Consider the following 24,887-nt stretch of genomic DNA (forward strand, 5'->3'; position numbering starts at 1 on the left):
GCGAAACTCTACATAACTAGAGTTACGCGGTGTCAAGACTCCGGCACCTGTCGATGCCGGAGATCAGGCGCCGGTTCGCTTCGGGTGTTCCACGATGTCGGCGGCGGTGACCCGGTCACCCTCGGCGGCCGCGTCCTCGTCACCGGCGAGCGCCGAGCGCAGCCGGTCCTTCTCCGCCGACCGGCGGGCGGCCATCTCGCCGAGCTGCTCCGCCATCTCGTCCCGCCAGCGGCGCAGCACGATGAAGGACAAGCCGGCCGAGGCCACGAACGCGACCATCGCCTTGACCAGGATGTTCAGTGGAGTCGGGAACAACGCGGCGAACACGGCCAGAAACAGGCCGAGGCGGCCGAGCGTGTACTTGACGGCGGGTTTCATGCGTTATCTCCCTCAGCCGGGCCGGTGACTCAGCACCGCCAGGCCGTTGTCTTCCTCAATCGGACCGGTGATTCAGCGACCGGAGACCGTAGAACCAGAGCAGGCAGTACACGACCGTACCGGTGACCGCGCCGGTCCCGCCGCTGACCAAGGGTGGAGCGACCTCGGCCACCCCACCGGCGATCGTCATGCCGACGGCGACGCCGAAGCCGGCGGCCAGAGCGCCGACCACGATGCGGTGCCCACCGAAGCCCTCGGCCCGGAACTCCTCGATGAAGAGCCAGACCGGCAGGATCAGCACCAGCCAGCCGTTCGACTCGCCGAACTCACCGAGCCCCGTCAGCGCCATCACCGCCTCGAAGACCAGCAGCACCGCGGTGCCGACCGCCAGTCCGGCGAAAGCGGAACCCAGCAGATCACCGATCGTCGCCAGACGGCCGGTCGCGTCCTTCTTCAACTGGGTCATCGACTCCCCGTCCCCGGATCAGGCCCAGATCTTCTGGGGCTCGCTGCGGCGCTCGGCCAGTGTGGGCGCCTTCTCGTACTCCCGCACCACCTGATAACGAGTGTCCCGCTCGACCGGCTGGAAACCGGCGTCCCAGATCAGGTGAAGAAGGTCGTCGCGGTGCATCGTGTGCGGCGTGCCGTACGAGTCGGCGTCGTGGGTGATCTTGTATTCGACCACCGAGCCGTCCAGGTCGTCGGCCCCGAAGTTCAGCGAGAGCTGAGCCACCGACAGGCCGTGCATGACCCAGAAGTTCTTCAGATGGGGCACGTTGTCGAACAGCAGCCGGGAGACCGCGAACGTCTTCAGCGACTCGGCCGGCGCGGCCATCGTGGTCCGCGCCTGGATCCGGTTGCGCACGATGCCGTCGGCCGAGTCGTGGAAGTCGTGCTGGTATCGCAGCGGGATGAAGACCGCGAAACCACCGGTCTCGTCCTGCAGCTCGCGCAGCCGCAGCACGTGGTCGACCCGATGCCGAGGCTCCTCGATGTGGCCGTACAGCATGGTCGCCGGGGTTTTCATGCCTCTCTCATGGGCCAGCCGGTGGATCCGCGACCAGTCCTCCCAGTGGCAGTTGTGGTCGACGATGTGCTGCCGGACCTCCCAGTCGAAGATCTCGGCGCCACCGCCGGTCAGCGACTCCAGCCCGGCGTCCATCAGCTCGTCCAGGATCTCGCCGGCCGACAGCCCGCTGATCTTCTCGAACCACTGCACCTCGGTCGCGGTGAAGCACTTGAGCTTCACGTTCGGCAGCGCGGCCTTCAGCTCGCGCAGTACCTTCGGGTAGTACCGCCAGGGCAGGGTGGGGTGCAGGCCGTTGACGATGTGCAGCTCGGTGAGCTGCTCGTCCTCCATCTCCTTCGCCTTACGGACCGCTTCGTCGATCCGCATGGTGTAAGCGTCTTTCTCGCCCGGCTTGCGTTGGAACGAGCAGTACGCGCAACTGGCGGCACAGACATTGGTGAGGTTCAGGTGCCGGTTGACGTTGAACATCACCCGGTCGCCGTTCATGACGGTGCGCTTGTGATGTGCCAACCTGCCGAGCCAGGTCAGGTCATCACACGCGTAGAGCGCCACACCGTCCTCTCGGGACAGCCGCTCACCCGCGTAGACCTTCGCCTCCAGCTCACGCTTCAGCCCGGCATCCATCTGCGCCCCCTGTCGTCACCTCGTGGTCGAGAGTACGTCCCGCCCCTGACGGGACCTGCGGCACCGGTAAGCCGAATAATTCTCAGCGTGCTTTCACCTTCATTCGATCGACACCGGTACGGCGCTTGCGGTATGAACCTTTAGGGACGACAAGCGACGGTCGGGACCATCGCGGACGGGGAGCTCATGGGTAAGGCACAACGGCACGGGACGCATCGCAGGCGCTTCGTGCGCCCGCGCCTACGGCCGTTCGTCTGCTCGGCAGCCGTGGCGGCCGCGATCGCTGCGCTGTTCCAGCCGATCCCGGCGATGGCCGACCCGATCAACGTGACCGGCATCACCGCAATTCCCGACTCCGGCTCGCGGCCCACCCAGACCGGCGCCCTGGTGCTCCCCGGCGCGCCCACCCCCAGCCCCACCACCCCGACCACCCCGTCACCGACCACCATCGGCGCCGTCACCAGCCCGATCCTCCAGAAAGTGGAGAAGGGCCGCGCCGAGATCGCCACGATCGGCGACCAGTTGATCCGGCTGGGCCAGGACCGCGACCTCGCCCAGACTCAGCTCACCGCCGCGTCGCAGCGGGTCAGCGGCACCCAGCAGGCGCTCACCCAGGCCCGCGCCGACGCCGCGGCCGCCGCGTCGGCCACCATCGAACAGGCCGCCGCACTGCCGCCCGGCACTCTCGACACCGGCCTCGCCGACCTCGACGCGCTGGCGCGCATCCAGCGCGGCGACGCCACCTCCTACGAGTCTGCCGCTCGTCACCTGCTCGCCGCCGAGGACGCCGCGAAGATCGCGGCCGCGGAGCACCTCGCCGCCGACAGCCGGTACTCCACCCTCGCCGCCCAGTGGACCGCGCTCAGCGCCGACCTCACCAAGAAGCAGGCGGCCCAGGCGAAATTCGAGGCGGACAACCGCAAGGAGATCAGCGCCGCCGAGAGCACCGCGACCGCGGCCGACCAGCAGCTCGGCAAGGAATACCTCGCGGGCGCCGACGCCGGGCGCGGCGCCGACCCGAAAGCGGTCCAGGCGCTGCAGTTCGCGCTGGCCCAGCGTGGCGACCCCTATGTGTGGTCCGAGGAGGGCCCGGACCAGTACGACTGCTCCGGCCTGATGTACGCGGCGTACCGCTCGGTGGGCTTCAACCTCACCCGGGTGTCGCGCGACCAGTACTACCAGACCCGCGACCGGGCCGTCTCTCGCTACTCGCTACTCCCCGGCGACCTGCTCTTCTTCAGCTCCTCCAGCAGCTGGACGGGCATCCACCACGTCGCGATGTACGCCGGCGAGGGCATGATGGTCGAGGCCCCGCGCAGCGGCCTCAACGTCCGCCTCTCGCCCGTCCGGTGGACCCGCCTCTTCGCCGCGACCCGGGTGTTCGGCTCCATCGAGGGCGAGACCGAGGTCCCCGACATCGGGGCGCCCGATCCCGACGAGCCGGTCCGCACCCAGTCGCCGACCCCGGGCGCCACGACGACCAAGCCTGGGAACAGCCCGTCTCCGAGCCAGTCGACGACGAAACCAGGCTCCTCCAACCCCGCCCCCGGCACCTCGTCGCCGTCGAGCAACCCGCCGTCGAGCAACCCGCCGTCGAGCAACCCGCCGTCGAGCAACCCGCCGTCGAGCAACCCGCCGTCGAGCAACCCGCCGTCGAGCAACCCGCCGTCGAGTGGCACGCCGTCCTCGGATACTCCCGCGCCCACGCCGACCCCGAGCGCGAGCACGTCGACCTCACCGGCCGCCTCCGCGTCGGCCGCGGACACATCGTCGAAGGCTGACACGTCCTCGTCCACGACGAAGTCCGCGTCGTCGTCCAAGTCCGCGTCGTCGTCCAAGTCCGCGTCGTCGTCCAAGTCCGCGTCGTCAACCGGATCCGCATCATCGGAAACGGCCTCGAAGTCCGCTTCCTCGTCGGCGAGTTCAGACGACGACTAGTCCGGTAAGCAGATGAAGGACACCGGGCGAAGGGGCGCCGAACGGCTGGTCGGCCATCGGACGGCAGGAGCCGGGCGAGTGACGCCGATGCCGGGTTTGTTCACACCGGCTGATGTGGCACGGTTAAGGTCAGCGCCCGGCGTCCGAACCGTCGTCGGCAGCGGTGGTCGGGAGGACTCATGGACGAGCAGCAGGCGACCAGGGACGGCGACATCGAGACGCCGTCCGCTGCGCGGCCGCCCGCGAACGACGCCGAGGGGTTCGCTCCTCCGCCGCCGCCCGCCCCGGGCGCGTTGTGGGCCGCCCCTGACGGGGTCTCCGCGTCGGCGTCTTCTTCGTCACCCGGTTCTTCCCCGGCGCCCGGCGCGTCTCCCGTGTCTGGCGCTTCTCCCGCCGCCGGTGAGGCCGGCACGTCTTCTGACGCGCCCAGCACCGATCCCACGTCGGGCGCGCCCCACACTTCTGCCACGTCGGACGCAGCCAGCACTCCGCCCACGTCAGGAGCGCCCGGTACCTCTGCCACGTCCGGCGCACCCAACACTTCTGCCCCGTCGTCTGACGCAGTCGGCACTCCGCCCACGTCAAGCGCGCCCACCACTTCTGCAACGTCTGACGCAATCGGCACTCCTTCCACGTCGGGCGCGTCCAGCGTCTCTACGGCCTCTGACGCGCCCAGCACGCCGTCGGCGCCTGCCGCACCAGCCCCTTCTTCCTCGTCGGGTGCGCTCGATCCCTCCGCCGCTCCGGCTTCTTCTCCCGCGTCTGAAGCGGTCAGCAGTTCGTCCGGCACGGACGCGCCCCATTCCCCTCCGGCATCCACCCCATCGACGGTGAAGGCGTCCGCGTCGGTGCCGGTGTCCACGCCTCCGGCCACCCGGATCAGCGCCTCCGCGCCGGTCTCGGCCGCTCCCGTCGTGTCCGCTTCCGCAGCGCCCGCACCCGGTTCCGCCACGCCGTCCGCCGTTCCGGTCTCCGGCCCGCACGGTTCTGCCGTGCCGGTCTCTGCCGCGCCGGTCTCCGCCGCACCCGTTTCTGCCGCGCCCATCGCCCGGGCTTCCGCGTCGGTGGCTCCGGTCTCGGTCGCGCCGGTCTCCGCCGCTCCGGCGCCCCGAAGCCCCGCATCGTCCTCAGCACCGGCCGCCGGTTCCTCGGCACGGCCGATCTCCGCGGTGCCGAGTTCCGGCGCCGCACGGGCCGCCGTGCCCGGCGTCATCCGCCCCGGGGCAGCCGAGGTGCCCACCTCGGCCCGCGCGGCGGCGCAGCCGACGGTCTACGGCTCCACACCACGCCTCGACGGCGCCGCCGGAGTAGCCGAGCCCGAGAAGCCGGCCGACCCGGAGAAGCCAGCCGACCCGGAGAAGCCAGCCGACCCGGAGAAGCCAGCCGACCCGGAGAAGCCAGCCGACCCGGAGAAGCCAGCCGACCCCGCCCCGGACGAGCCGAAGCCCCAGAAGCCCGAGCCGGACGACCCGAAGACTCCCGAGCCGGAGAAGCCGCAGCCGGTGCCCGCACGCCCGGTCCCGCCGAAACCCGCGGACCCCGACCCCGACCCCGCCCGGCCTGAGCCGATCCAGCCGTCGCCGGCGCCGTTCCCCGCACCGCCGACCCCGTTCCCGGCGCCCACCCCGGAGCCGTCACCCCGGCCGGGTCCTGTCCCGCCGACTCCCGTGCCTCCGGTCCCGAGCCCGGTGCCGCCAGGCCCAGGCCCCAGCCCGGTCCCACCGGGTCCCGGCCCCAGCCCGGTTCCGCCAGGCCCAGGACCGAACCCGGTCCCACCGGGCCCGGGTCCCAGCCCGGTTCCGCCAGGCCCAGGCCCCAGCCCGGTCCCGCCGGGCCCCAGCCCGGTCCCGGGTCCGATTCCGCCGTTGGTCCCGCCGCCCCCGATGATCGGAAACGGGCTGCCCAGCTACACCCTTCCGCCCAGCGCCGCGTCGGCGGGACTGCCGCCGGCCCCGCAGAGCGCGCCGCGCGGAACGCCGTACCGGGGTTACCCGTCGTCACCGGAGAACATCGAGATGACCCAGCCGGTCTCCACCGGGACCTCGCAGACCACGCCGATCAGCCCGGTCTCCGGTGGGGTTCCGCAGCAGCGCGGCCAGGGCACGGTCTACGGCACCGGCGGCTATCCGGCGATCGACATGACGATGCCGGTCTCCGACCCGGCCGAGAACTCCGGCTCGCTGACCGGCCACATCCTGGCCCAGGGGTGGTACGACGCCCCTGTAGACCAGCGCCGCAGCAACGTCAAGGTGGTCATCGCCATGCTCGCGGTGCTCGGCCTGCTGGTGACGGTCAGCCTGGTGTTCGTGTTCACAGCGGGTGACGCGTTCACCGATTTCGTCGGCAATCTGGCGAACTGACGCGAGTCCGACACGCACAGATGCCCTGGTGTTTTGCCGCCCAGGCCCTCGACCATCTAGACTGGCGAGGTTGCTCTCTGGGGTGAGCAGGCCCACTACCCGCCTGGAATGCGGTCGGCGGTTCCGACGTTCACCCGTACACTGATGGTAGTTATTGACGCGGCGTGCCCACCCGGTGCACGCCACGGGCGTTCTTGCGGGCATTTCAGCGAGCGGTCATCAAAGACCGCGGCGGGCCATTTCGCGAGCATGCGCCCCCGTAGAGAGGTTCTCTTGACCACTTTCGCTGACGCCAGCACGTTCCCGTCCGTCTTCAACAACAGCACTGAGAACGAATCCCCCGAAACGCCCGTCGTCGAGGCCCCGGCTGCCGACATCGCCGGCACTGAGACGCCCGTCACCGAGATCACCGTCACCGAGCCGGCCGCCGCCGCTGAGGTCGCCGAGGTCGCCGTGACCGAGACGGTCGTCGCCGAGGTCGCCGTGACCGAGGTCGCCGCGGAGGCTTCCGAGCCCGCCGCCCCCACGCTCGGCTTCGCCGACCTGGGCCTGCCGGCTGAGATCGTCCGGGTCCTCACCCGCGAGGGCATCACCACGCCGTTCGAGATCCAGGCCGCGACCGTGCCCGACGCGCTTGCCGGCCGGGATGTTCTCGGCCGCGGCCAGACCGGCTCCGGCAAGACGCTCGCCTTCGGCCTGCCGGTCCTGACCCGCGTGTCCCAGGGTGGCCGGGCTCGCCCGCACCACCCCAAGGCCCTGATCCTGGTCCCGACGCGCGAGCTGGCGATGCAGGTCGCCGACTCGCTGATGCCGGTCGGCCGCTCGGTCGGTGTCTTCCTGAAGACCGCCGTCGGCGGCGTTCCGTACGACCGTCAGATGGACGCGCTGCGTCGCGGCGTCGAGGTGATCGTCGCCACGCCGGGCCGGCTCGCCGACCTGATCGAGCGTGGCGCCTGCAAGCTCGACGACGTCGAGGTCACCGTTCTGGACGAGGCCGACCAGATGGCTGACATGGGCTTCCTGCCCGAGGTCACCGATCTGCTGGCCAAGACGCCGGAGAACGCCCAGCGGCTGCTGTTCTCGGCCACTCTGGATGGCGACGTCGACACCCTGGTCCGGCGCTTCATGCACGACCCGGTGACGCACTCCACCGCTCCGGCGGAGGCCAGTGTGTCCACGATGGATCACCACCTGCTGCTGATCCCGCCGGCGGACAAGTTCCCGATCACCTCGTGGATCGCCAACCGGACCGGCAAGACCATCGTCTTCGCCCGCACCCAGATGGGCGTGGACCGGCTGGTCGAGCAGCTCGCTGCGGTCGGTGTCCGGGCCGGCGCCCTGCACGGTGGCAAGACCCAGCGGGTGCGTACCCGTACGCTCGCCGAGTTCAAGGAAGGCCGGACGAACGTCCTGGTCGCGACGGACGTGGCGGCCCGCGGCATCCACGTCGACGGCATCTCGCTGGTCGTGCACGTCGACCCGCCGAAGGACCCGAAGGACTACCTGCACCGGGCCGGCCGCACCGCACGGGCCGGCGAGTCCGGCGCGGTGGTCACGCTGGTTCTGCCGAAGCAGCGCCGCACCACCCAGGCGATGATGTCGAAGGCCGGTGTCACCCCCGGTGAGTACCGCGTCCGCGTGGGCGACGAGAAGCTGGCTGAGATCACCGGCGCCCGCGAGCCCAGTGGCATCCCGGTCATCGAGGAGCCGGAGCCCCGTCGCGAGCGTTCCGGCGGTGCCCGCCGGTTCGGCGACCGCCCGCAGCGTTCCTTCGGCGACCGGCCGCAGCGCTCTTACGGCGACCGCCCGCAGCGCAGCTTCGGTGACCGCAACGAGCGCACCTTCGGTGACCGCCCGCAGCGTTCCTACGGTGACCGGCCCGCCGGCGACCGCCCCACCGGCGACCGCTCGTTCGGTGACCGGCCGCAGCGTTCCTTCGGGGACCGCCCGACCGGCGACCGTTCCTTCGGTGACCGGCCGCAGCGTTCCTACGGTGACCGGCCCGCCGGTGGCGACCGCAGCTTCAGCGACCGCCCGTCGGGCGACCGCGGTTTCGGCGGCCAGCGGAGCGAGCGCCCCTCCGGCGACCGTTCCGTCGGGGACCGCCCGGCCGGCGACCGCTCCTTCGGTGACCGGCCCGCCGGTGACCGCCCGCAGCGTTCCTTCGGCGACCGCCCGCAGCGTTCGTTCGGTGACCGGCCCGCCGGTGGCGACCGCTTCGGCGACCGCCCGGCCGGCCAGCGCCGCGACAGCGGGAACCGCACCGATCGCCGCGAGGGCCCGGGTGGCCGTTTCGGCACCTCCCGCCCGGCCCGCAGTTACTGATCCACACCTGCTTCACCCGAAGCCCCGGTCGCGCTCCGCGATCGGGGCTTCGGCCTTTCCCGCCCGCGCCAGCCGCCGCCCCGCAAAGGGGAAGGGGTACGGCCGCCTCCTTCAAGAGGAAGCGCCCTTGGAGATGAAAAGGGATGCCGCGCTCTTGAAAGGGTGAAAGGGATGCGCCCGGCGCCCACCCAGCGGGGTTGATCTTTATAGGAGGAACGGTGGACCGCGGCGGAAACGGGTAGGTTACCGGCATGCCGCTGCCTTCCGTGCTGTTCTGGGAGCGTAAGGACGTTCCCGGTGCCGAACATGCCCTGCTGGACGCGCGCGACGGCCTGTATGCGCACGGAACCGTCCTGGCCGCCGCCCCCGTGCCGTTCACCTGTCGCTATGAGGCGCGGACCGGGCCGGACGGGGCGACCGTGAGGGTCGATGTTCGCGCCGAGGGAGCGGGCTGGGCTCGTGGGGTGCGGCTGGAGCTGGCCTCCGGGCGCTGGCGGGTGACCGCCTCCGAGCAAGGTGATCTGGATGCGGCGCTGGTCGCGACGGGGCATGCGAGCGCGGGCCTACCCGGCTGCGCCGACCCGGATCTGTTGTTCGGCGCGTTCGACGTGGACCTGGGCGGATCACCGCTGTTCAACTCCCTGCCGATCCGCCGCCTCGGCTTGGAGAGCGCGACGGACGGCGTCTCGCACCGGCTCAGCGTCGCGTTCGTGCTGGTGCCGAGCCTGGAGGTGGTGCAGGCGGACCAGATCTACACGCCGTTGGGCGACAACCGGGTCCGGTTCGCGAGCGAGACCTTCAGCGCCGACCTGACCTGCGACGGCGATGGTTTCGTGGTCGACTATCCGGGTCTGGCCCGGCGGGTCACAGCTGCTTCCTGATCCAGTTCACGCAGGTCTTGTCGACGGTCTTGAACGGTTTGCCGAAGGCCACCTGGGAGGCCGGGTCGAGGTCCATGCCCTCGTACACCACCATCTGGACGAAGGTGATCATCTTGGGTTCGCCGAACTGGTCGGCCATGCAGCCCGCCGCGAAATGGCCGGTGGCGTACAGCCTGGTGACGGTGAGGTCGTCGGCCTTCTCGGCGAGCTGCGGCACAGCCATCGTCTTGACGGCGCCGCGGCGGGACTGGACGTAGCGGAGCGCATCCCGGCTGTCGGTGTTCTGCGGCTTCCGGGGCTGGTAGCCGATGTATTCGGCGATCCCCTCGACCAGCCACTGGTCCTGGCCCTCGTCCCGGTTGCGGTTGCCGTTCAGGGTGACGGCGTGGGCCATCTCGTGCTGGATGAGCTCGGTGATCTCGCGGTCGGTGCCGGACATCACCTTGCCCGCCCTCATGACGATGTCGCTGCCGACGCCGTTGAACTGCCGGTGGTAGGCGGCGGACCACTTCGGCGCCGCGTCGTCGTACCAGGTCTTCCATGACTTGTCGTCGGCCATGTAGATCCGGTACTTCTTCTGCGGGTTGTTGAACTGCCCGGCGTAGCGGTCGGCGACCGTGGCCGCCTTCTCGGCGAGCGGCAGGGCGCGTTTGATGTTCTTCGCCTGTGACTTCGGTCCCGCGACGATCACCCGTGCCCCGTGGGCGAAGGTCAGCGCGGCGTTCTCCCACGGTGCCGGCTGCATGTGATTGGGGACGCCGGAGTCGGCCATGCCCGTGATCACGTACGAATCAGCGCGGGGTGTCCAGGTGAGCATGTAGATCATCTTCGGTGCCCCGAAGTTGGCGTCGGCCCGGAAGGCGGGGCAGTCGACGCCGCTGAAGCAGTAGTTGAGCCAGACCCGGGCCTTGATCGCGGCGCCGTCCATCTTCGGCTGCTCGTCGATCGCCAGGTCGGCGGAGGTCACCTCGAGCGCCCGCAGGTTCTGGAAGATCGTCCGGTAGCGCGGGTGCAGTTTCTGGTCGACGGGAGCGAGCCAGCCCGCCTCGTCGCCCTTGACCAGCGCCTGCGCCTGGGCGTCCAGCAGCGCATCCACCTGGTTGACCGGAGTCGCCTTCTCCAGCGGGGGAGACACCGGCAGCGAGGGAGAAGCCGAGGCCGACGGAGCCGGGGTCGCCGTGGCGGCCTGCTCGCGGTCCGGCCAGAACACCACCGCGCCGGCGCCGACGGCCAGCACCAGGACCGCGAGGCACGCGGCCAGCACCGGTCTCTTCGACGGCGTGGGTTGATCATCCATGATCGGGGATCTAACCATGCCGTTCGACAGGCTTCTATCCCGGCCAGTCACCGCCGTCGAGGAATTCCCGGATCACTTCGGCGTGCGGCGCGAGATCGAGTTCCTGCGCGGCCACCCACTCGTCGGAGTAGTAGGTGTCGGCATACCGTTCGCCGCCGTCGCAGATGAGTGTGACGACGGAGCCGGTCCGCCCGGCCGCGCGCATCTCGGCGATGAGCCGGAACGCGCCCCACAGGTTGGTGCCGGTGGATCCGCCGAGCCGCCTGCCCAGGACTTCCGAGCCGGCCCGCATGGCGGCGAGCGACGCCGCGTCCGGCACGTGGATCATCCGGTCCACGACCGAGGGCAGGAAGGACTGCTCGACCCGGGGCCGTCCGATCCCTTCGATGCGTGAGCCCCGGCCGGTGGCGACGGTCCAGTCGCCGGCGAGGTAAGCCTGCCAGAACGCGGACCCTTCGGGGTCGACAACGCAGACCCTGGTCTCCAGCCGGCGGTAACGGGCGTAGCGGCCGATGGTCGCGCTGGTGCCGCCGGTGCCCGCGCCGACGACGACCCACGCCGGCACCGGGTGCCGTTCCAGTGACAACTGGCTGTGGATCGACTCGGCGATGTTGTTGTTGCCGCGCCAGTCGGTGGCTCGCTCGGCGTACGTGAACTGGTCCATGAAGTGCCCGCCGAGGTCGGCCGCGAGTCGCCGGGCCTCGGCGACCACCTGGTTCGGATCGGCGACCAGGTGGCAGCGGCCGCCCTGGAACTCGATGAGCGAGATCTTCTCCGGCGAGGTGGCCGCCGGCATGACGGCGATGAACGGCAGGCCGAGCATGCGCGCGAAGTAGGCCTCGCTGACCGCGGTGGATCCGGAGGACGCTTCCACGACGGTGGTGGCCGGGCCGATCCAGCCGTTGCAGAGCGCGTACAGGAACAGCGACCGTGCCAGGCGATGCTTGAGTGAGCCGGTGGGGTGCGACGACTCGTCCTTGAGGTAGAGGTCGATCCCCCAGGAGGCGGGCAGCGGAAACGGCAGCAGGTGGGTGTCGGCGGACCGGTTCGCGTCCGCTTCGACGAGGGCGATCGCGTCGCGGGCCCAGTCTCGGGCGACGCAGTCGGAGCGGTCGAGCTTCGTGATGTCCATCATCAGCCGCCGTTGTGCCCGTCGGCCCAGCCGGGCTGCGGGCGGTTCTCCCACTTGGTGGAGAGGGCGATCCCTGTCCGGGTCGTGGCGACGCCAGGGGTCCGGTTGATCCGCACGATCAGCTGCTCCAGTTCCGCGATCGTGCCGACCCGCACGATGAGTTGGTACGACTCGACGCCCGCCATGAAGTAGCAGCTCTCCACCTCGGGCATGGCCCGCACCGCGGCGAGCACGTCGTCGGTGTCGGCGCCCGAGTCCTCGATGATGCCGATCAGCGCGGTGACGCCCAGCCCGATCGCCTCGTGGTCGATGTCGGCCCGGTAGCCGCGGATGGTCCCCGCGGTCTCGAGCTTACCGACTCGCTCGTGCACGGCGGGGGCGGAGAGCCCGACCTTGCGGGCGAGTTCGGCGTACGACGAGCGCGCGTTCTCTCGTAGCAGGTCGATCAGCCGGAGGTCGATGGAGTCCATGCATGAAACCCTAATCGGGTGGCGCTCCGACCTTCACGCCCGGTAGCGGCGAATGGGGGGCAGGATAATGACCACTGTCGCAATCGGGGCTTTTTCCGCATTTCACGGACTTGGTTCAGGGGCGGTGCTCTAATGGCTTTACGTCCAGATCGAGCATGCCGACACTCACCGTGACCACCGGCCGCTCCAGATACCGAACCGAGGAGGGGGTTGTGGACACTGGAGATCGTCTGCTGACACCGGGCGAGGTGGCCGCGTTGTTCCGCGTCGACCCCAAAACGGTCACGCGCTGGGCCGCCGCCGGCCGTATCGGCAGCATCCGTACTCCGGGTGGACACCGCCGATTCCGTGAATCCGAAGTTCGCGCACTGCTTGAGGGCGATGGCGTGATCGAGGAAATGCGCGAGGACGACGCCGCCAACAAACCGCGAAACAACGGTCCCAGCAATCCGGGACCGGGCTACGGCCCGCCCAACGGCCTGCGCTAAGCCCGCCCCTCACCCAATTCGCCGGTCCATCTGCGAAACAGCGTGTGGGGTACGCCCAACGCGTCCAGCACCTTTCCCGCTACGAAGTCGATCAGTTGTTGTGCCGTCGCGCCGGCCCCGGAGCCGTAAAATCCGGGGCTGGCCGGCAGCACGACGGCCCCGGCGTCGTGCAGGGCGATCAGGTGCTGCAAGTGACTGCGGGTGACCGGGGTCTCCCGGGGGACGACCACCGTGCGTCGTCGCTCCTTGAGGTTCACCTCGGCCGACCTCTGCAACAGGTCCTTCGACAATCCGATGGCGATCCCGGCGCATGCCGCGGTGCTGGCCGGCACGATCGCCATCCCGCGCGCCGGATAGGAACCACTGCTCGGCCCGGCGGCCAGGTCCCCGGCCGGCCAGTAGGCCAGATCACCGAGGTCCCGGCCGAGCCAGGCCGCCACGTCGTCCTTCCAGTGCGCGTCCCGGATCGTCGCGCCGGTCTCGTCCAGCAGGGTGAGCCGGGCCGCCCGGGAGACCACCAGGTCGACGGACTCACCGGCATCCAGCAGTGCGGTGAGCACCGCCTTGGCATACGGGGTGCCGGACGCTCCGGAGACGCCGACGATCCATGGTTCGCGCATGTGACCAGTGTGCTACTCGGCCCGGAGCCGGTATGCCTCCGGGACCGCTTCCGGGACCGGAGCCCACGTCGACGGGTCGCCGGGGGTGTATACGGTCACCGAGTCGAGCACCTTCTGCGCCTCGGCCTTCGAGATGCTGCCACCGACCTCGAACTGATAGCGGCCGCCGGGCAGCACTCGCCGGGCAAGGCACGCATCGTGGGCGCAGTCAGGAATGTCTCCCGGCACCGGCACCTGACTCATGATCAGCTGGATGTTGCCCTTGGTCAGGTCACCGTCGGCGAAAGGCCGGTTCTTGGGCGCGGTGAACTGCTGACGCACCACCTCGGTCGGCAGGAACTCCGCCAGTGAGAACTTCTCGTCCTGGGCGATGCTGGACAGCCGGAACCCATCCGGCAGGTAGCTGACCTTGAAGGCGAGGGTGACCGGTCGCTCCGCGGTCAGGCGGAACCCTTCGGCCACCTCCCGCAGGCCGTCCCCGGTCAGGCCGAGCGCGTCACCGACGAGCACGGCCGAGGCGCCGTCCGCGTACTCCCAGATCAGACCCTCACTGGGGCCGGCAGCGGTGAAAACGTATGCCGGGCGCCCGTTGATCGATTGGGCGGCGGTGAGCTCACCGATCCCCATCCGGGCGACCGGGTCAGCGCCGGGCTCGAAGACCCGCAGCGTCGCGCCCCGGTGGAACTTGACGTCATTCCTCCCGCTCGGGCTCACGCTGGCAAACGCGTAGCCGAGGTTGAAGTTCGTCGGCTCCCCGAGCGTGAAGGACTTCGTCTGGTATCCGCTGAACCGGACCACGGAAGGGATCCGGTCGCCACCGGCCGGGGCGGGCGCAGGGGTGGTCGCCGCCGGAGGAGGTGGACTCGGCGCCGTGTGCCTCGTGACGAGTTGTGGAACCCCCATCGCGGCGGTCACCGCCGCCACGGCGGCGAGCGCCCACCCGGAGTTGCGGCGCCGCACCCGCCGTCGGCCGGCCGCCAGTACGTCGTCCACGCTGTGCCGGAGCGGCGGCGCGTCAGTCCTGCTCTCTTCCTGCAACAGCTCAGACAGCGGCTTCATGGCGGGCCTCCATCTCGGTGCCGAGGACTTGGCGGAGCGCGTCGAGACCACGTGCGGTGTAGACCTTCACGGTCCCTTCCGGGCACTTCAGCGCGACGGCGGTCTGCTGCACGCTGAGCCCTTCCAGGAAGCGCAACACCAGCACCGCCCGTTGCCGGGACGGCAGGCCCCCAAGGGCCTGCTGTACCCGGAGCCGCTCGTCGACTGCCCCCGTGGCGTCGTCGGGCACCACGGAATCGGGCATGGCGTGGCTGCGGGACTGTTCGCGACGCCACCACGGCCGACGAGTCTCGTCGATGGCGGCTCGCACCACGGCGGTTCGCGCGTATGGCTCCGGGTTGTCCACCCGGTTCCACTTCACGTACAGCTTGGCCAGGGCGGACAGCACTGCGTCCTCGGCCACCTGCCAGTCGCCGCAGGTGAGGTACGCGAGCCCCCGTAACGGCTCCATCCGCACCGCGACGAACTCGCGGAACTCGGCCTCTCGATCACTCACGCGGATAAGACGGAGCGGCCGGTGGATTCGGTTACAGCAGGATCAGATCGGCGAGCGCGAAGAGGAACAGGCCGATCGCGATGAATCCGTTGGCCGTGAAGAACGCGCGGTTGACCTTGGAGAGGTCGTTCTCGGTCACCACCACGTGCTGGTAGACCAGGCCGGCCGCGGTCAGCAGCAGGCCGGCCCACCAGAACCAGCTGAAGCCGGCGAGCTGACCGAACCACAGGAAGAGCGCGAACGAGACGACGTGCGTGACGGTGGAGATGTGCAGTGCGGTCCGCACCCCGAACCGGGCCGGGGTGGAGTGCACCCCGATCTGGCGATCCACCTCGGCGTCCTGGCAGGCGTAGATGATGTCGAACCCGCCGATCCACAGGCCGACCGCGACCCCGAGCACCCAGGCCGGCCAGGAGCCGGAGAACGTGCCGGTGATCGCCAGCCAGGCGCCGACCGGGGCGACCGCCTGAGCCAGCGCGAGGACGTAGTGGGGGAAGTTCGTGAACCGTTTCGCGTACGGGTAGATCACCAGCGGGATGACCGCCAGTGGTGACAGCGCCAGGCAGAGCGGGTTCAGCAGGCCGGCCGCGACGATCAGGACGACCAGCGAGACCAGCGCGCCGGTCCAGGCGGTACGGACGCTGACCGCACCGGTGACCAGCTCGCGGTTCTGTGTCCGCGGGTTGAGCGCGTCGATCCGGCGGTCCAGGATGCGGTTGGCGGCCATCGCGAAGGTCCGCCCGGCCACCATCGCGATCGTGACCAGCACCAGGTCGAGCCAGTGCTCGCCGATCCCGGCATCCAGGGAGGCGATGGCGACCAGCGCCGACAGGTAGGCGAACGGCAGCGCGAAGATCGAGTGCTCGATCATCACGAGCCGCAGGAAGGACTTGACCTTGCCCGGTTTTTCCTCGACGGCTGTCACAGCCCGTATTCCTTCCACCGCTTGTCGACCAGGGAGACCACCTCGGGCGACATGACCATCGACTCCGGCCAGCCGCGGGTGTAGCCCTCGGCCGGCAGCTTACGGGTGGCGTCGACGCCCGCCTTGCCGCCCCAGAACTGCTGGTAGGACGAGTGGTCCAGGTGGTCCACCGGGCCCTCGGTGAGCAACAGGTCGCGGGCGTAGTCGACGTTGCCGAAGGCGCGGAACGCCACCTCGTTGTAGTCGTGGACGTTGCAGTCCTCGTCGACCACCACGATGAGCTTGGTCAGCGACATCAGGTGAGCGCCCCAAACGGCGTTCATCACCTTCTGCGCGTGCTTCGGGTAACGCTTCCTGATCGACACGATCAGGCAGTTGTGGAAGACACCGGCCGCCGGCATGTCGTAATCGACGATGTCCGGGATCAGGATCTTGAGCAGGGGCTGGAAGATCCGCTCGGTGGCCTTGCCGAGGCCGTGGTCCTCCTGCGGCGGCTGCGACGTGACGATCGAGTGGTAGACCGGCTTCTTGCGCATCGTCATCGTCTCGATGTGCAGCACCGGGAACGGCTCGACCGGGGTGTAGAAGCCGGTGTGATCGCCGAACGGGCCCTCGGGCAGGCGCTCGCCGGGCTCCAGATAGCCCTCCAGAACGATCTGCGCCTCGGCGGGGACCTGGAGCGGGACTGTCAGGCAGTCGACCATCTCGATCCGCTCGCCCTTGAGGAAACCGGCGAACAGGTACTCGTCGATGTCGGCCGGCAGGGGGGCGCTCGCGGCGTACGACACCACGGGGTCGCAACCGAAGGCGACCGCGACCGGAAGGCGCTGGCCCAGCCGCTCGGCCACCGCGTGATGCGCGGTGGAGTCCTTGTGGATCTGCCAGTGCATGCCGAGGGTGTTCTTCGAGTGCTGCTGCAGGCGGTAGAGGCCGAGATTGCGCTTGCCGGTCTCGGGGTGCTTGGTGTGGGTGAGCCCGAAGTTGTGGAAGATCCCGCCGTCGCCGGGCCAGACCTGCAGGCCGGGCAGCAGGCCCAGGTCCACTTCGTCGCCTTTCAGGACGACCTCCTGGCAGGGGGCGGTCCTGACCTTCTTCGGCGGCAGCGATTTGAGCTGCAGCACCTTGCCGATGCCCTCGCGGATGCCGGACCAGCCGACCGGCAGCTCCGGCTTGACCAGCTCACCGATGCGTTCGCCGACCTCGTCCAGATGGTCGACGCCGAGGGCCATCGCCATCCGCTTCTCGGTGCCGAACAGGTTGATCACCAGCGGCATGTCGCCCCGGGTCGGCCGCTCGAAGAGCAGTGCCGGGCCACCGGCCCGCACAGTCCGGGTCACGATCTCGCTGATCTCCAGCGTCGGGTCCACCGGCACGGTGACCCGTCGCAGCTCACCCGCCTTCTCGAGAGCAGCGATGAAGCTCTGCAGATCGGCATAGGGAAATCCACGCGGCGCCATGACACCCAGTCTGGCACTAGGTCCTGGCCGATGGATCAGGTGGGAGCGCGGCGAGGGTCAGGTGGTGGCTCGCGTCACTGGAGATCCGGGAGTCCCGTTGGGCGTTCTGTGAAGCTGCGGAACGTGACCCGATGGTGCCTGCTGACCGGTCTGACCGCGGCGCTCGCCGTCGCGGCCCCGGCGAACTCGGCCACCGAACCCCGTCTGCCCGTGTGCGCGCCGGGCCCGGCGTCCTCCCGGCCGCCCACCGGGCCGCCCACCCTGAACAGTCCGCGGGCCTGCCGCTCATCAGCCCCGCTGCTGGAATCCGGAGGGACCCCGAAGCTGCCCGCCAACGCGTTCACGCCGAGCGGCTACCACCACCTCGGCGCCGGGACCAGCGGCGAGTGGGGTGGGGTGTCCGGCCGGTTCTCCGTGGTCGACGGCTCGATCCGGCCGCAGACCTACGACTTCGTGGTCGGCCGGTTCATGGCGAAACGCCACCTGGGCGGCGGCCGGATCGCCTGGCTGGAGGCCGGCTGGTCGGAGACCGGCTGGGCCTCCCCCGGCCGCCAGCACATCTACACGTTCAACACGAACACCAACCGGTGGCAGTTCTACGACCAGTACCCGGTCCGCCCCGGCGACCAGGTCTGGCTGGACATCAACGGCGACCCGGCCGGCGTCTGGCGTGCCTGGCTCTGGTGGAACAACCGGTGGAACCTGCTCACCCAGCAGCAGCTGCCGCTCGGCGATCGCGCCCACATCGAGCAGTACGTCGAAGTGCACGTCGACGCCTCACGCCAGACCAAGATCGACGTGCCGAAGGTCACCGTGGACAACGTGCGGTTGCGGCCGTCCGGCGGAGGGCCGTCCCGGTTCTGGCGCGAGGACGTCCCGACCGAGACAGCGGCGGCCGCACGTGGTGGTTTCTGCCTGGACTGGAAGACCCGTTACGACACCTGGACGGCCGGCGACTGCCCGGACTGACTAGCCGGCGTCGGCGTACGAGTGCAGGCCCTCGAAGAACAGGTTCACGCCGAACAGGTTCATCAGCATCGTCACGAAGCCGAGGATCGCGATCCAGGTCGCGGTGGTCCGCCGCACGCTCGGGGTCGCCCGGGCGTGCAGGTAGGCGGCGTAGACGATCCAGGAGATGAACGCCCAGACCTCCTTGGGGTCCCAGCCCCAGTACCGGCCCCAGGACGCCTCCGCCCACAGCGGACCGGCGATCAGCGCGCCGAACGTGAACAGCGGGAAGGCGAACGCGTGCAGGCGGAAGGTGAGCCGCTCCAGCGTCCCGGCGTCGCCGACCCGCCGGCCCAGCGTGTACGGGAAGCCGCGCTTACCGGAGTCCCACCCGTTCTTGATCAAAAACATCGCGGCCGGCACCACGCCGACCAGGAAGATCCCGGACGAGACGATGATCGTCGAGACGTGGAAGACGTACCAGTACGAGTTCAGCGCCGGCACCAGCGGGCCGACCGGGGTGTAGGCGACCAGCGCGGCCGCGCCCAGCAGCACCACCAGCGTCAGCGTGGCGAACAGGCCCAGGTGCCGGACGGCCGGCTTGCGCAGCAGCACCCCCGCCCAGACCGCGGCGCCGATCAGCGCGGTGGAGAGGATGTACTCGTACATGTTGCCCCAGGGCATCCGCTCCGCGGCGACGCCCCGGGTGACCGTGGTGCCCAGGTGCAGGGCCAGGCCGAGCAGGTTGAGGACCACCGCGACGCGTCCCGACCAGTCGCCGCGTGACGGCTTGAGCCGCTCTGCCGCCTCCTCGTAGGTGGCGGGACCACCGGCGCCCACCAGCTCTCGGGTCGCGGCTCTGCCGATGTGGCTGCGCTTGCCGAACGCGTATTCCCCGGCATAGCAGACCATGGCGGCCAGGTAGGCCAGCACGGTCAGCGCCATGAGCTGATTGGACAACTCCGCCATCAGGACTTCCCTTCCTTGATGTGGCGGGTGAGTGCCGCGAACTCCTCGCCGAAACCTGAATAGTCGGTGCGGGGCAGGCCACCGGCTTCGACCACGCTACCGCCCGCCGCCTCGGGATCCGCCGGGAGAACCCGGAACCAGACCCGACGGCGGTGCACGGACAGCGACAGCATCAGCCCGGCCAGCCCGAGGACCGCCCCGGCCAGCATCACCCCTTGGGTGGGGTCGTGGCGGATGGAGATCGTGGCGAACCTGCGCGTGCCGACGAACTCCAGCGTGGTGCCGTCGTCCAGAGTCCACTTCTCGCCCGGGCGCAGCACGTAGGGGCGCTCGCCGCTGACCTTCTTCAGGTCGCCGTCGGCGATCCGGTCGCGGTCCAAGGCGTAGACCGATCCTGGCCGGCCGGTGTCCAGACCCAGGTCACCGCGGTAGGCCGCGAGGTAGAGCACCGGATTGTTCTCGGCCGGGAACTGGGACACGGCACTGCCGTCGGTGCCGCCCGTCGGCAGGAAGACCCCCTCGAAACCCATCTGCAGAGCCGGGTCGCGCTTGCCGGTCGCCGGGTCGATGTTGACATCCGGGAACTGGACGACGCCCTCGCTGGTCAGCATGCCGTCGGTGGGCAGGAACGGAACGGGCTTGGTCTGCTGGGCGCCGAACCGGTCGGTGTAGCGCAGCACCGGGGCGTAACCCTGGCCGAGCAGATAGACGTTGGCGCCGTCGAGCCGCAGCGGATCGTTGACCGTGAACGTCTCGGGCCGGTACCGCTTGCCGCCGTCCTCGCTCACGTCGACCGTGGCCCGGAACGATTTCGGCACTCCGGTGGTCTGGAAGGTGGCGTCGAACTCGGTCAGCCGCAGGCAGAAGTCCGGCAGGTCGCCCGCGTCGACCCGGGGACCGAGGACCGACTCGTCGTGCTGCGTGACGATGTTGCAAAAGCCCTGGTCCGTGCCTTCCACCAGCAGGCGGTTGCCGTGCCAGCCGTACCACTGCCCGAACCCGACACCGACCAGCACGGCCAGCATGGCGACGTGGAAGAGCAGGTTGCCGGTCTCCTTCAGGAAACCCTTCTCGGCCGAGACCGTCCAGCCTTCCGGCGTCTCCCGCAGCCGGGTGCGGAAACGCCGGCGGCGCAGCAGCTTCGCGATCTCCGCGACCGCGGCCGCGGGATCCTCCGGGCGTCGCTCTCCGCCGACATGGTGCGGCAGCCTCTCCAGACGCTTCGGAGCATCCGGCGGTACGGTCGTGAGCGCCCGGATGTGATCGCGGAGGCGGGGCAGCACGCACCCGATCAGCGAGGTGAACAGCAGCAGGTAGATCGCCGCGAACCACGGTGACGCGTAGACGTCGAAGGCGAAGAACCGGTCCAGCACGGGCGCCAGTTCCGGGTTCGCGGTGAAGTACTCGGCGACGTTCTCCCGGTTCACCGACCGCTGCGGGAAGATCGAGCCGGGCACCGCGGCCACCGCGAGCAGGAAGAGCAGGATCAACGCCGTACGCATGCTGGTGAGCTGTCGCCAGGAGTTGCGCAGCAGCGCCCACAGCGGGTTGCCGCGGCGCGGCGGGGGTGTCTCGGCGGTGGCGGGCCGGTCCTCGACGACGGTCACAGCAGGGTCCCCCCGCCGAAGTTGAAGGTGGTCAGCAGCCAGGTCAGGAAGTACGACCACTGGCCGGTGACCAACGACAACCCGACCAGGATCAGCAGCACCCCGCCGGCCCGGGTGACCCACCGGCTGTTGCGGCGGATCGCCTGGAAGACACCGAGCAACCGGCGGAAGAAGAGCCCGAACAGGATGAACGGCAGGCCGAGCCCGAGGCTGTAGGCCAGCGCGAGCATGACGGCCCGGTCGGTCTGTCCGGTCGTGACGGCCAGGATGTTGACCGCGCCGAGCGTCGGGCCCACGCACGGCATCCAGGAGAGCGCGAAGATCGCCCCGAAGACCGGAGCGCCGGCCAGGCCGGCCGCGGGCAGCTTGCTGAACCGGGCTTCCCGCTGCAGGCCGGGGACCCAGCCCAGGTAGGCCACGCCCAACAGGATGATCAGGACGCCGAGGACGATGTTGAGCTCGTCCCGGTGGGTGATCATGGTGAAGCCGATGCTGGTCAGCAGGGTCGTCAGGGTGAAGACGACCGAGAAGCCGAGCACGAACAGGCCGGTGCCGGCGAGGATCCGGCCCTTGACCGCCCATCGGCGGGTCCGTGTGGCCACCGCCACCGCTCCGGGCTCCGCCTCGGGCGCGGCGCCGGCCGCTGGATCCCGTCCGGCGACCACCTCCAGATCGGAACCGGCCAGCCCGGTCACGTAGGACAGGTAGCCTGGGAGCAGCGGCAACACGCACGGCGACAGGATGCTGACCAGGCCGGCGAGGAGGGCCGCGCCGATGGCCAGCAGCAGCGGGCCGTCGGCGACCGCGGTCGTGAACGCGTCGTCCATCAGCCGGCCGCCTCTGCCGCGATCTTCTCGACCAGGGGTTGCAACTCACCCAGGGTGGTGGAGCGGCGGATCGCGGCCGCGATGCGGCCCTGCCGGTCCAGGACCAGGGTGTTCGGGATCGCGCTCTGGGTAACGTCGAACTTCAGGCCCACGTCGCCCTGGAAGTCGTAGAGGCTGGCGTAGGTGACCTGGTAGGCCCGCTCGAACGCCTTCGCCGAGTCCCGCTCGTCACGGGTGTTGATGCCGAGGAACGTGACGTCCTTGGCCTTCGTCGCCTGGTAGGCCTTCTCCAGGTCGTCCGCCTCGGCCCGGCAGGGCGAGCACCACGAACCCCAGAAGTTGACCACGACCACCTTGCCGCGGTCGGCCTCGAGGTCGTAGGCGCGGCCGTCCAGAAGCTCCCCGGTCACGCCGGAGATCAGGGGCCGGTGCGCCGCGTCGCACTCCACCACCATGTTGGTGGTGGAGCACTTCTTCGCCCAGTTCTCCTCGCCGCCGCAGCCGCTCAGGACTGCGGCGGTGGTGACCGCCGCGAGGGCGGCGACGGCGAGGCGGCGCATCATGCCCCCTTGGCGGTCTTGGCCGTCGCGGACATGGCGACCAGGTGCGCGGCCGGCTCCGAGTAGTCGATTCCGACCACCTTGGACCCCTCGAACCGGAACGAGGTCAGACTGGCCAGGCCGCACTCGCGGCGTCTCGGATCGTGCCAGAGACGTTTGCCCTCGACATACCGGCGCAGTGTCCAGATCGGCAACTGGTGCGAGACACAGACCGCCTCGTGGCCCTCGGCGGCGACCCGGGCGGCCTGCACAGCGGCGAACATCCGCTGCGCGATCGCCAGGTAGGCCTCGCCCCAGGACGGGGTGATCGGGTCACGCAGCACCCACCAGTGCCGCGGGTTGCTGAACGCGCCGTCGCCGACCGAGACCTTCTTGCCCTCGAAGTAGTTGGCGCTCTCGATCAGCCGGACGTCGGTGGTGATGTCCAGTTTGAACTCCGCGGCGAACGGGGCGGCCGTCTCCTGGGCACGCTCCAGCGGGCTGGCCACCACGTGGGTGATGTCCCGGCCGGACAGCACCTCGGTGGCCGCCTTCGCCATCTGGTTACCCAGCTCGGAGAGGTGGAAGTCGGGCAGGCGCCCGTACAGGATCTGGGCGGGGTTGAAGACCTCACCGTGCCGCAGCACGTGGACCGTGGTCTTGGTCGGCTCGGACAAAATCAGGCTCCTGCTGCCGCTCGGGCCGCGTGCGGCAGCGCCGCGGCGATCTGTTCCAGCGCTGCGTCGTCGATCGCCGTCGACACGAACCACGACTCGAAGGCGCTCGGCGGCAGGTAGACGCCCCGGGCCAGCATGCTGTGGAAGAACGCCTTGAACGCGGCCGCGTCCTGGGTCTTCGCGGAGTCGTAGTCGTACACCTCGGCGTCGGTGAAGAAGATCGAGAACATGTTTCCCGCGTACGAGAGCCGGTGCGGCACACCGGCGGCGGTCAGCGCGCCGGACGCGAGCGAGCCGACCGTCCCGGCCAGTTCGTCCAGCCGCTTGTAGGCCGCCTCGTCGGCGAGCCGCAGCGAGGCCAGACCGGCCGCGCAGGCCAGCGGGTTCCCGGAGAGCGTGCCGGCCTGATAGACCGGACCGGCCGGGGCGAGGCGGGACATGATCTCCCGGCGACCGCCGAACGCCGCAGCGGGCAGGCCGCCGCCCATCACTTTGCCGAAAGTGAACAGGTCGGCGTCGACCGGGTGCAGCCCGGCCCAGCCACCGGCGGAGACCCGGAAGCCGGTCATCACCTCGTCGACGATGAGCAGGGCGCCGTGCCGGTGGGCGATCTCGGCGAGCGAGGAGTTGAAGCCGTCGCGCGGCGTGACCACGCCCATGTTGCCGGGCGCCGCCTCGGTGATGACCGCGGCGATGTCGGCGCCCTGCTCGGCGAAGACGGCCTCGACGGCCGCGACGTCGTTGTACGGCAGGACGATCGTCTCGCTGGCCGCCGCTCCGGTGACGCCGGGCGAGTCGGGCAGGCCGAGCGTCGCGACGCCGGAGCCGGCCGCGGCGAGCAGCGCGTCCACGTGGCCGTGGTAGCAGCCGGCGAACTTGACGATCTTCGACCGGCCGGTGAAGCCGCGGGCCAGCCGGATCGCGGTCATGGTCGCCTCGGTGCCCGAGTTGACCAGCCGAACCTCGTCGATCGGGGTGCGCCGGACGATCTCCTCGGCCAGGTCGACCTCACCCGCGGTGGGCGTGCCGAAGCTGGTGCCGAGGGCCGCGGCCCGCTGCACCGCCTCGATGATCTCGGGGTGCGCGTGTCCGTGGATCAGCGGGCCCCAGGAGCAGACCAGGTCGACGTAACGCCGCCCGTCCGCGTCGGTCAGCCAGGGGCCGGAGCCCGAGGCCATGAACCGGGGTGTGCCGCCGACCGCACGGAACGCACGCACAGGTGAATTCACCCCGCCGGGCACGATTGCCTGGGCGCGGTCGAACAGGGCCTGGGAGACCGGGGCATCCTCCGGGTACGGAAGTCCCACGGCGGGATTTTTCGTGGTCACAGCGGTCCCCATTCTGTCAGCGGCATGGAACGAGTATTGCGAGAGGGTTCTTCACGTCACCGGATGATGTCCTGCAAGCACTCGGCCGGACCGCGCCGGACGGGCTGATTCGCCCCGAAGAGGATAGGCTGAGCCGCGTGGAACGACCCGAGCTGTCCATCACGGTTCAGCGCGCGCCCGATGAGGTGGTGATCGAGCTCGCCGGCGAGATCGACGTGCTCACGGTCACCGAGTTGTCCACGGTCGTCAACGAGTTGCTCGGCGATGACCAGCCCAATCGCATCGTGCTCGATATGGCTGGCGTCACTTTCTGTGACTCGCAGGGCCTCGGCACGCTGGTGGTGCTGAGCCGTAAGGCCCAGCATTCGCAGGTCGTTCTGGCTCTCGCGAACGTCGGCGACTTCCTGATGCGTGTGCTCGACATCACCGGATTGCGCTCGGCCCTGATGATCAGCAGCAGCTGACGGACGAGCTGTCAGTGCGGTCTCGACGTCGCTGAGACCGCACTGACA

The 24,887-nt window shown here is 69.9% G+C and carries 25 protein-coding genes; 7 read left to right on the top strand and 18 right to left on the bottom strand.

The window, feature by feature from the left end; all coding sequences use genetic code 11:
* Positions 1-63: 63 nt before the first annotated feature.
* From QLQ12_RS18780 to mqnE, 3 genes are read right to left on the bottom strand one after another with little or no spacing between them, the layout of a single operon-like run.
* A complete protein-coding gene (locus QLQ12_RS18780; protein WP_282761478.1) occupies positions 64-378 on the bottom strand; it encodes a DUF4229 domain-containing protein in 315 nt (104 codons plus the stop codon).
* 55 nt (positions 379-433) lie between these two features.
* Complete coding sequence (locus QLQ12_RS18785) at positions 434-844, bottom strand: hypothetical protein (RefSeq protein ID WP_282761479.1); 411 nt, start codon at positions 842-844, stop codon at positions 434-436.
* Between the two features lie 18 nt (positions 845-862).
* Entirely contained in the window at positions 863-2,032 is a 1,170-nt protein-coding gene (gene mqnE / locus QLQ12_RS18790; protein ID WP_282761480.1) for an aminofutalosine synthase MqnE, read from the bottom strand.
* A gap of 267 nt (positions 2,033-2,299) precedes the next feature.
* On the opposite strand from mqnE, the gene QLQ12_RS18795 reads away from it, so the two are divergent.
* A complete protein-coding gene (locus QLQ12_RS18795) occupies positions 2,300-3,970 on the top strand; it encodes a C40 family peptidase (protein WP_282761481.1) in 1,671 nt (556 codons plus the stop codon).
* Between the two features lie 100 nt (positions 3,971-4,070).
* Here QLQ12_RS18795 and QLQ12_RS18800 read toward each other — a convergent pair whose 3' ends face one another.
* On the bottom strand, positions 4,071-5,183 hold the full coding sequence (locus tag QLQ12_RS18800) for a hypothetical protein (RefSeq protein ID WP_282761482.1): 1,113 nt from the start codon (positions 5,181-5,183) through the stop codon (positions 4,071-4,073).
* A gap of 652 nt (positions 5,184-5,835) precedes the next feature.
* Here QLQ12_RS18800 and QLQ12_RS18805 point away from each other — a divergent pair.
* From QLQ12_RS18805 to QLQ12_RS18815, 3 genes are all read left to right on the top strand, one after another.
* On the top strand, positions 5,836-6,330 hold the full coding sequence (locus QLQ12_RS18805) for a hypothetical protein (RefSeq protein ID WP_282761483.1): 495 nt from the start codon (positions 5,836-5,838) through the stop codon (positions 6,328-6,330).
* A 483-nt stretch (positions 6,331-6,813) separates the two neighbouring features.
* Positions 6,814-8,655 (top strand): DEAD/DEAH box helicase, encoded by a 1,842-nt coding sequence (locus QLQ12_RS18810; RefSeq protein ID WP_456049085.1) that lies wholly within the window; start codon positions 6,814-6,816, stop codon positions 8,653-8,655.
* Positions 8,656-8,906: 251 nt separating this feature from the next.
* Positions 8,907-9,536: a putative glycolipid-binding domain-containing protein gene (locus QLQ12_RS18815; protein ID WP_282761485.1), complete on the top strand. Its 630-nt coding sequence runs from the start codon at positions 8,907-8,909 to the stop codon at positions 9,534-9,536.
* Here the strand turns inward: QLQ12_RS18815 and QLQ12_RS18820 are convergent.
* Genes QLQ12_RS18820 through QLQ12_RS18830 form a run of 3 tightly spaced genes read right to left on the bottom strand, consistent with a single transcriptional unit; the run spans position 9,520 to position 12,435 of the window.
* Positions 9,520-10,833, bottom strand: coding sequence for a gluzincin family metallopeptidase (locus QLQ12_RS18820; protein WP_282761486.1), 1,314 nt, complete (start codon positions 10,831-10,833; stop codon positions 9,520-9,522). The genes QLQ12_RS18815 and QLQ12_RS18820 overlap by 17 nt on opposite strands.
* Positions 10,834-10,867: 34 nt before the next feature.
* A complete protein-coding gene (cds1, locus tag QLQ12_RS18825) occupies positions 10,868-11,968 on the bottom strand; it encodes an L-cysteine desulfhydrase Cds1 (protein WP_282761487.1) in 1,101 nt (366 codons plus the stop codon).
* Positions 11,968-12,435 (bottom strand): Lrp/AsnC family transcriptional regulator, encoded by a 468-nt coding sequence (locus QLQ12_RS18830; RefSeq protein ID WP_282761488.1) that lies wholly within the window; start codon positions 12,433-12,435, stop codon positions 11,968-11,970. Before QLQ12_RS18830 ends, cds1 begins: the two co-directional genes overlap by 1 nt.
* Positions 12,436-12,647: 212 nt before the next feature.
* Between QLQ12_RS18830 and QLQ12_RS18835 the strand changes: the two genes are divergently transcribed.
* On the top strand, positions 12,648-12,923 hold the full coding sequence (locus tag QLQ12_RS18835) for a BldC family transcriptional regulator (RefSeq protein ID WP_282761489.1): 276 nt from the start codon (positions 12,648-12,650) through the stop codon (positions 12,921-12,923).
* Here the strand turns inward: QLQ12_RS18835 and QLQ12_RS18840 are convergent.
* The 5 genes from QLQ12_RS18840 to QLQ12_RS18860 are packed head-to-tail and all read right to left on the bottom strand — an operon-like array spanning position 12,920 to position 17,480.
* The gene (locus QLQ12_RS18840; RefSeq protein WP_282761490.1) at positions 12,920-13,543 is read right to left on the bottom strand and encodes a UbiX family flavin prenyltransferase; all 624 of its coding nucleotides are present in this window, start codon (positions 13,541-13,543) and stop codon (positions 12,920-12,922) included. The two genes, QLQ12_RS18835 and QLQ12_RS18840, sit on opposite strands and share 4 nt — an antisense overlap.
* Positions 13,544-13,555: 12 nt before the next feature.
* Entirely contained in the window at positions 13,556-14,602 is a 1,047-nt protein-coding gene (locus QLQ12_RS18845; protein WP_282761491.1) for a hypothetical protein, read from the bottom strand.
* Positions 14,586-15,098 carry a SigE family RNA polymerase sigma factor gene (locus QLQ12_RS18850; protein ID WP_282761492.1) on the bottom strand — a complete coding sequence of 171 codons (513 nt, stop codon included), beginning with the start codon at positions 15,096-15,098 and terminating at the stop codon, positions 14,586-14,588. Before QLQ12_RS18850 ends, QLQ12_RS18845 begins: the two co-directional genes overlap by 17 nt.
* Before the next feature lie 31 nt (positions 15,099-15,129).
* Entirely contained in the window at positions 15,130-16,023 is an 894-nt protein-coding gene (gene mqnP / locus QLQ12_RS18855; protein ID WP_407651501.1) for a menaquinone biosynthesis prenyltransferase MqnP, read from the bottom strand.
* Complete coding sequence (locus QLQ12_RS18860; protein WP_282761493.1) at positions 16,020-17,480, bottom strand: menaquinone biosynthesis decarboxylase; 1,461 nt, start codon at positions 17,478-17,480, stop codon at positions 16,020-16,022. The genes mqnP and QLQ12_RS18860 overlap by 4 nt, the downstream gene beginning before the upstream one ends.
* 123 nt (positions 17,481-17,603) lie before the next feature.
* Here QLQ12_RS18860 and QLQ12_RS18865 point away from each other — a divergent pair, with 123 nt between their 5' ends.
* Positions 17,604-18,449, top strand: a complete 846-nt coding sequence (locus tag QLQ12_RS18865; RefSeq protein ID WP_282761494.1) for a hypothetical protein — start codon at positions 17,604-17,606, stop codon at positions 18,447-18,449.
* On the opposite strand, the gene ccsB is transcribed toward QLQ12_RS18865, so the two are convergent.
* The 6 genes from ccsB to hemL are packed head-to-tail and all read right to left on the bottom strand — an operon-like array spanning position 18,450 to position 24,387.
* Positions 18,450-19,397: a c-type cytochrome biogenesis protein CcsB gene (gene ccsB / locus QLQ12_RS18870; RefSeq protein WP_282761495.1), complete on the bottom strand. Its 948-nt coding sequence runs from the start codon at positions 19,395-19,397 to the stop codon at positions 18,450-18,452.
* Entirely contained in the window at positions 19,397-21,004 is a 1,608-nt protein-coding gene (gene resB, locus QLQ12_RS18875) for a cytochrome c biogenesis protein ResB (RefSeq protein ID WP_282761496.1), read from the bottom strand. The genes ccsB and resB overlap by 1 nt, the downstream gene beginning before the upstream one ends.
* Positions 21,001-21,831, bottom strand: a complete 831-nt coding sequence (locus QLQ12_RS18880) for a cytochrome c biogenesis CcdA family protein (protein ID WP_282761497.1) — start codon at positions 21,829-21,831, stop codon at positions 21,001-21,003. Before QLQ12_RS18880 ends, resB begins: the two co-directional genes overlap by 4 nt.
* Entirely contained in the window at positions 21,831-22,391 is a 561-nt protein-coding gene (locus QLQ12_RS18885) for a TlpA family protein disulfide reductase (protein WP_282761550.1), read from the bottom strand. Before QLQ12_RS18885 ends, QLQ12_RS18880 begins: the two co-directional genes overlap by 1 nt.
* Positions 22,391-23,047 (bottom strand): histidine phosphatase family protein, encoded by a 657-nt coding sequence (locus QLQ12_RS18890; protein WP_282761498.1) that lies wholly within the window; start codon positions 23,045-23,047, stop codon positions 22,391-22,393. Before QLQ12_RS18890 ends, QLQ12_RS18885 begins: the two co-directional genes overlap by 1 nt.
* A gap of 2 nt (positions 23,048-23,049) precedes the next feature.
* Positions 23,050-24,387 (bottom strand): glutamate-1-semialdehyde 2,1-aminomutase, encoded by a 1,338-nt coding sequence (hemL, locus tag QLQ12_RS18895; RefSeq protein WP_282761499.1) that lies wholly within the window; start codon positions 24,385-24,387, stop codon positions 23,050-23,052.
* 125 nt (positions 24,388-24,512) lie between these two features.
* On the opposite strand from hemL, the gene QLQ12_RS18900 reads away from it, so the two are divergent.
* Positions 24,513-24,839: an STAS domain-containing protein gene (locus QLQ12_RS18900; RefSeq protein WP_282761500.1), complete on the top strand. Its 327-nt coding sequence runs from the start codon at positions 24,513-24,515 to the stop codon at positions 24,837-24,839.
* The last annotated feature ends 48 nt before the right edge of the window (positions 24,840-24,887 follow it).

This window comes from Actinoplanes sandaracinus, from assembly GCF_030009775.1.
GTDB classification, from domain to species: domain Bacteria; phylum Actinomycetota; class Actinomycetes; order Mycobacteriales; family Micromonosporaceae; genus Actinoplanes; species Actinoplanes sandaracinus.

What these genes read in the sequence shown, in the direction of transcription:
- QLQ12_RS18780 (WP_282761478.1), bottom strand. Translation starts at nt 378, where the DNA reads ATGAAACCCGCCGTCAAGTACACGCTCGGCCGCCTCGGCCTGTTTCTG.
- QLQ12_RS18785 (WP_282761479.1), bottom strand. Translation starts at nt 844, where the DNA reads ATGACCCAGTTGAAGAAGGACGCGACCGGCCGTCTGGCGACGATCGGT.
- mqnE (WP_282761480.1), bottom strand. Translation starts at nt 2,032, where the DNA reads ATGGATGCCGGGCTGAAGCGTGAGCTGGAGGCGAAGGTCTACGCGGGT.
- QLQ12_RS18800 (WP_282761482.1), bottom strand. Translation starts at nt 5,183, where the DNA reads ATGACGCCGGGCACGGCGGCCCGTGCGGCGCCGGAACTCGGCACCGCG.
- QLQ12_RS18815 (WP_282761485.1), top strand. Translation starts at nt 8,907, where the DNA reads ATGCCGCTGCCTTCCGTGCTGTTCTGGGAGCGTAAGGACGTTCCCGGT.
- QLQ12_RS18820 (WP_282761486.1), bottom strand. Translation starts at nt 10,833, where the DNA reads ATGGATGATCAACCCACGCCGTCGAAGAGACCGGTGCTGGCCGCGTGC.
- cds1 (WP_282761487.1), bottom strand. Translation starts at nt 11,968, where the DNA reads ATGATGGACATCACGAAGCTCGACCGCTCCGACTGCGTCGCCCGAGAC.
- QLQ12_RS18830 (WP_282761488.1), bottom strand. Translation starts at nt 12,435, where the DNA reads ATGGACTCCATCGACCTCCGGCTGATCGACCTGCTACGAGAGAACGCG.
- QLQ12_RS18840 (WP_282761490.1), bottom strand. Translation starts at nt 13,543, where the DNA reads ATGCGCGAACCATGGATCGTCGGCGTCTCCGGAGCGTCCGGCACCCCG.
- QLQ12_RS18845 (WP_282761491.1), bottom strand. Translation starts at nt 14,602, where the DNA reads ATGAAGCCGCTGTCTGAGCTGTTGCAGGAAGAGAGCAGGACTGACGCG.
- QLQ12_RS18860 (WP_282761493.1), bottom strand. Translation starts at nt 17,480, where the DNA reads ATGGCGCCGCGTGGATTTCCCTATGCCGATCTGCAGAGCTTCATCGCT.
- ccsB (WP_282761495.1), bottom strand. Translation starts at nt 19,397, where the DNA reads ATGGCGGAGTTGTCCAATCAGCTCATGGCGCTGACCGTGCTGGCCTAC.
- QLQ12_RS18880 (WP_282761497.1), bottom strand. Translation starts at nt 21,831, where the DNA reads ATGGACGACGCGTTCACGACCGCGGTCGCCGACGGCCCGCTGCTGCTG.
- QLQ12_RS18885 (WP_282761550.1), bottom strand. Translation starts at nt 22,391, where the DNA reads ATGCGCCGCCTCGCCGTCGCCGCCCTCGCGGCGGTCACCACCGCCGCA.
- hemL (WP_282761499.1), bottom strand. Translation starts at nt 24,387, where the DNA reads ATGGGGACCGCTGTGACCACGAAAAATCCCGCCGTGGGACTTCCGTAC.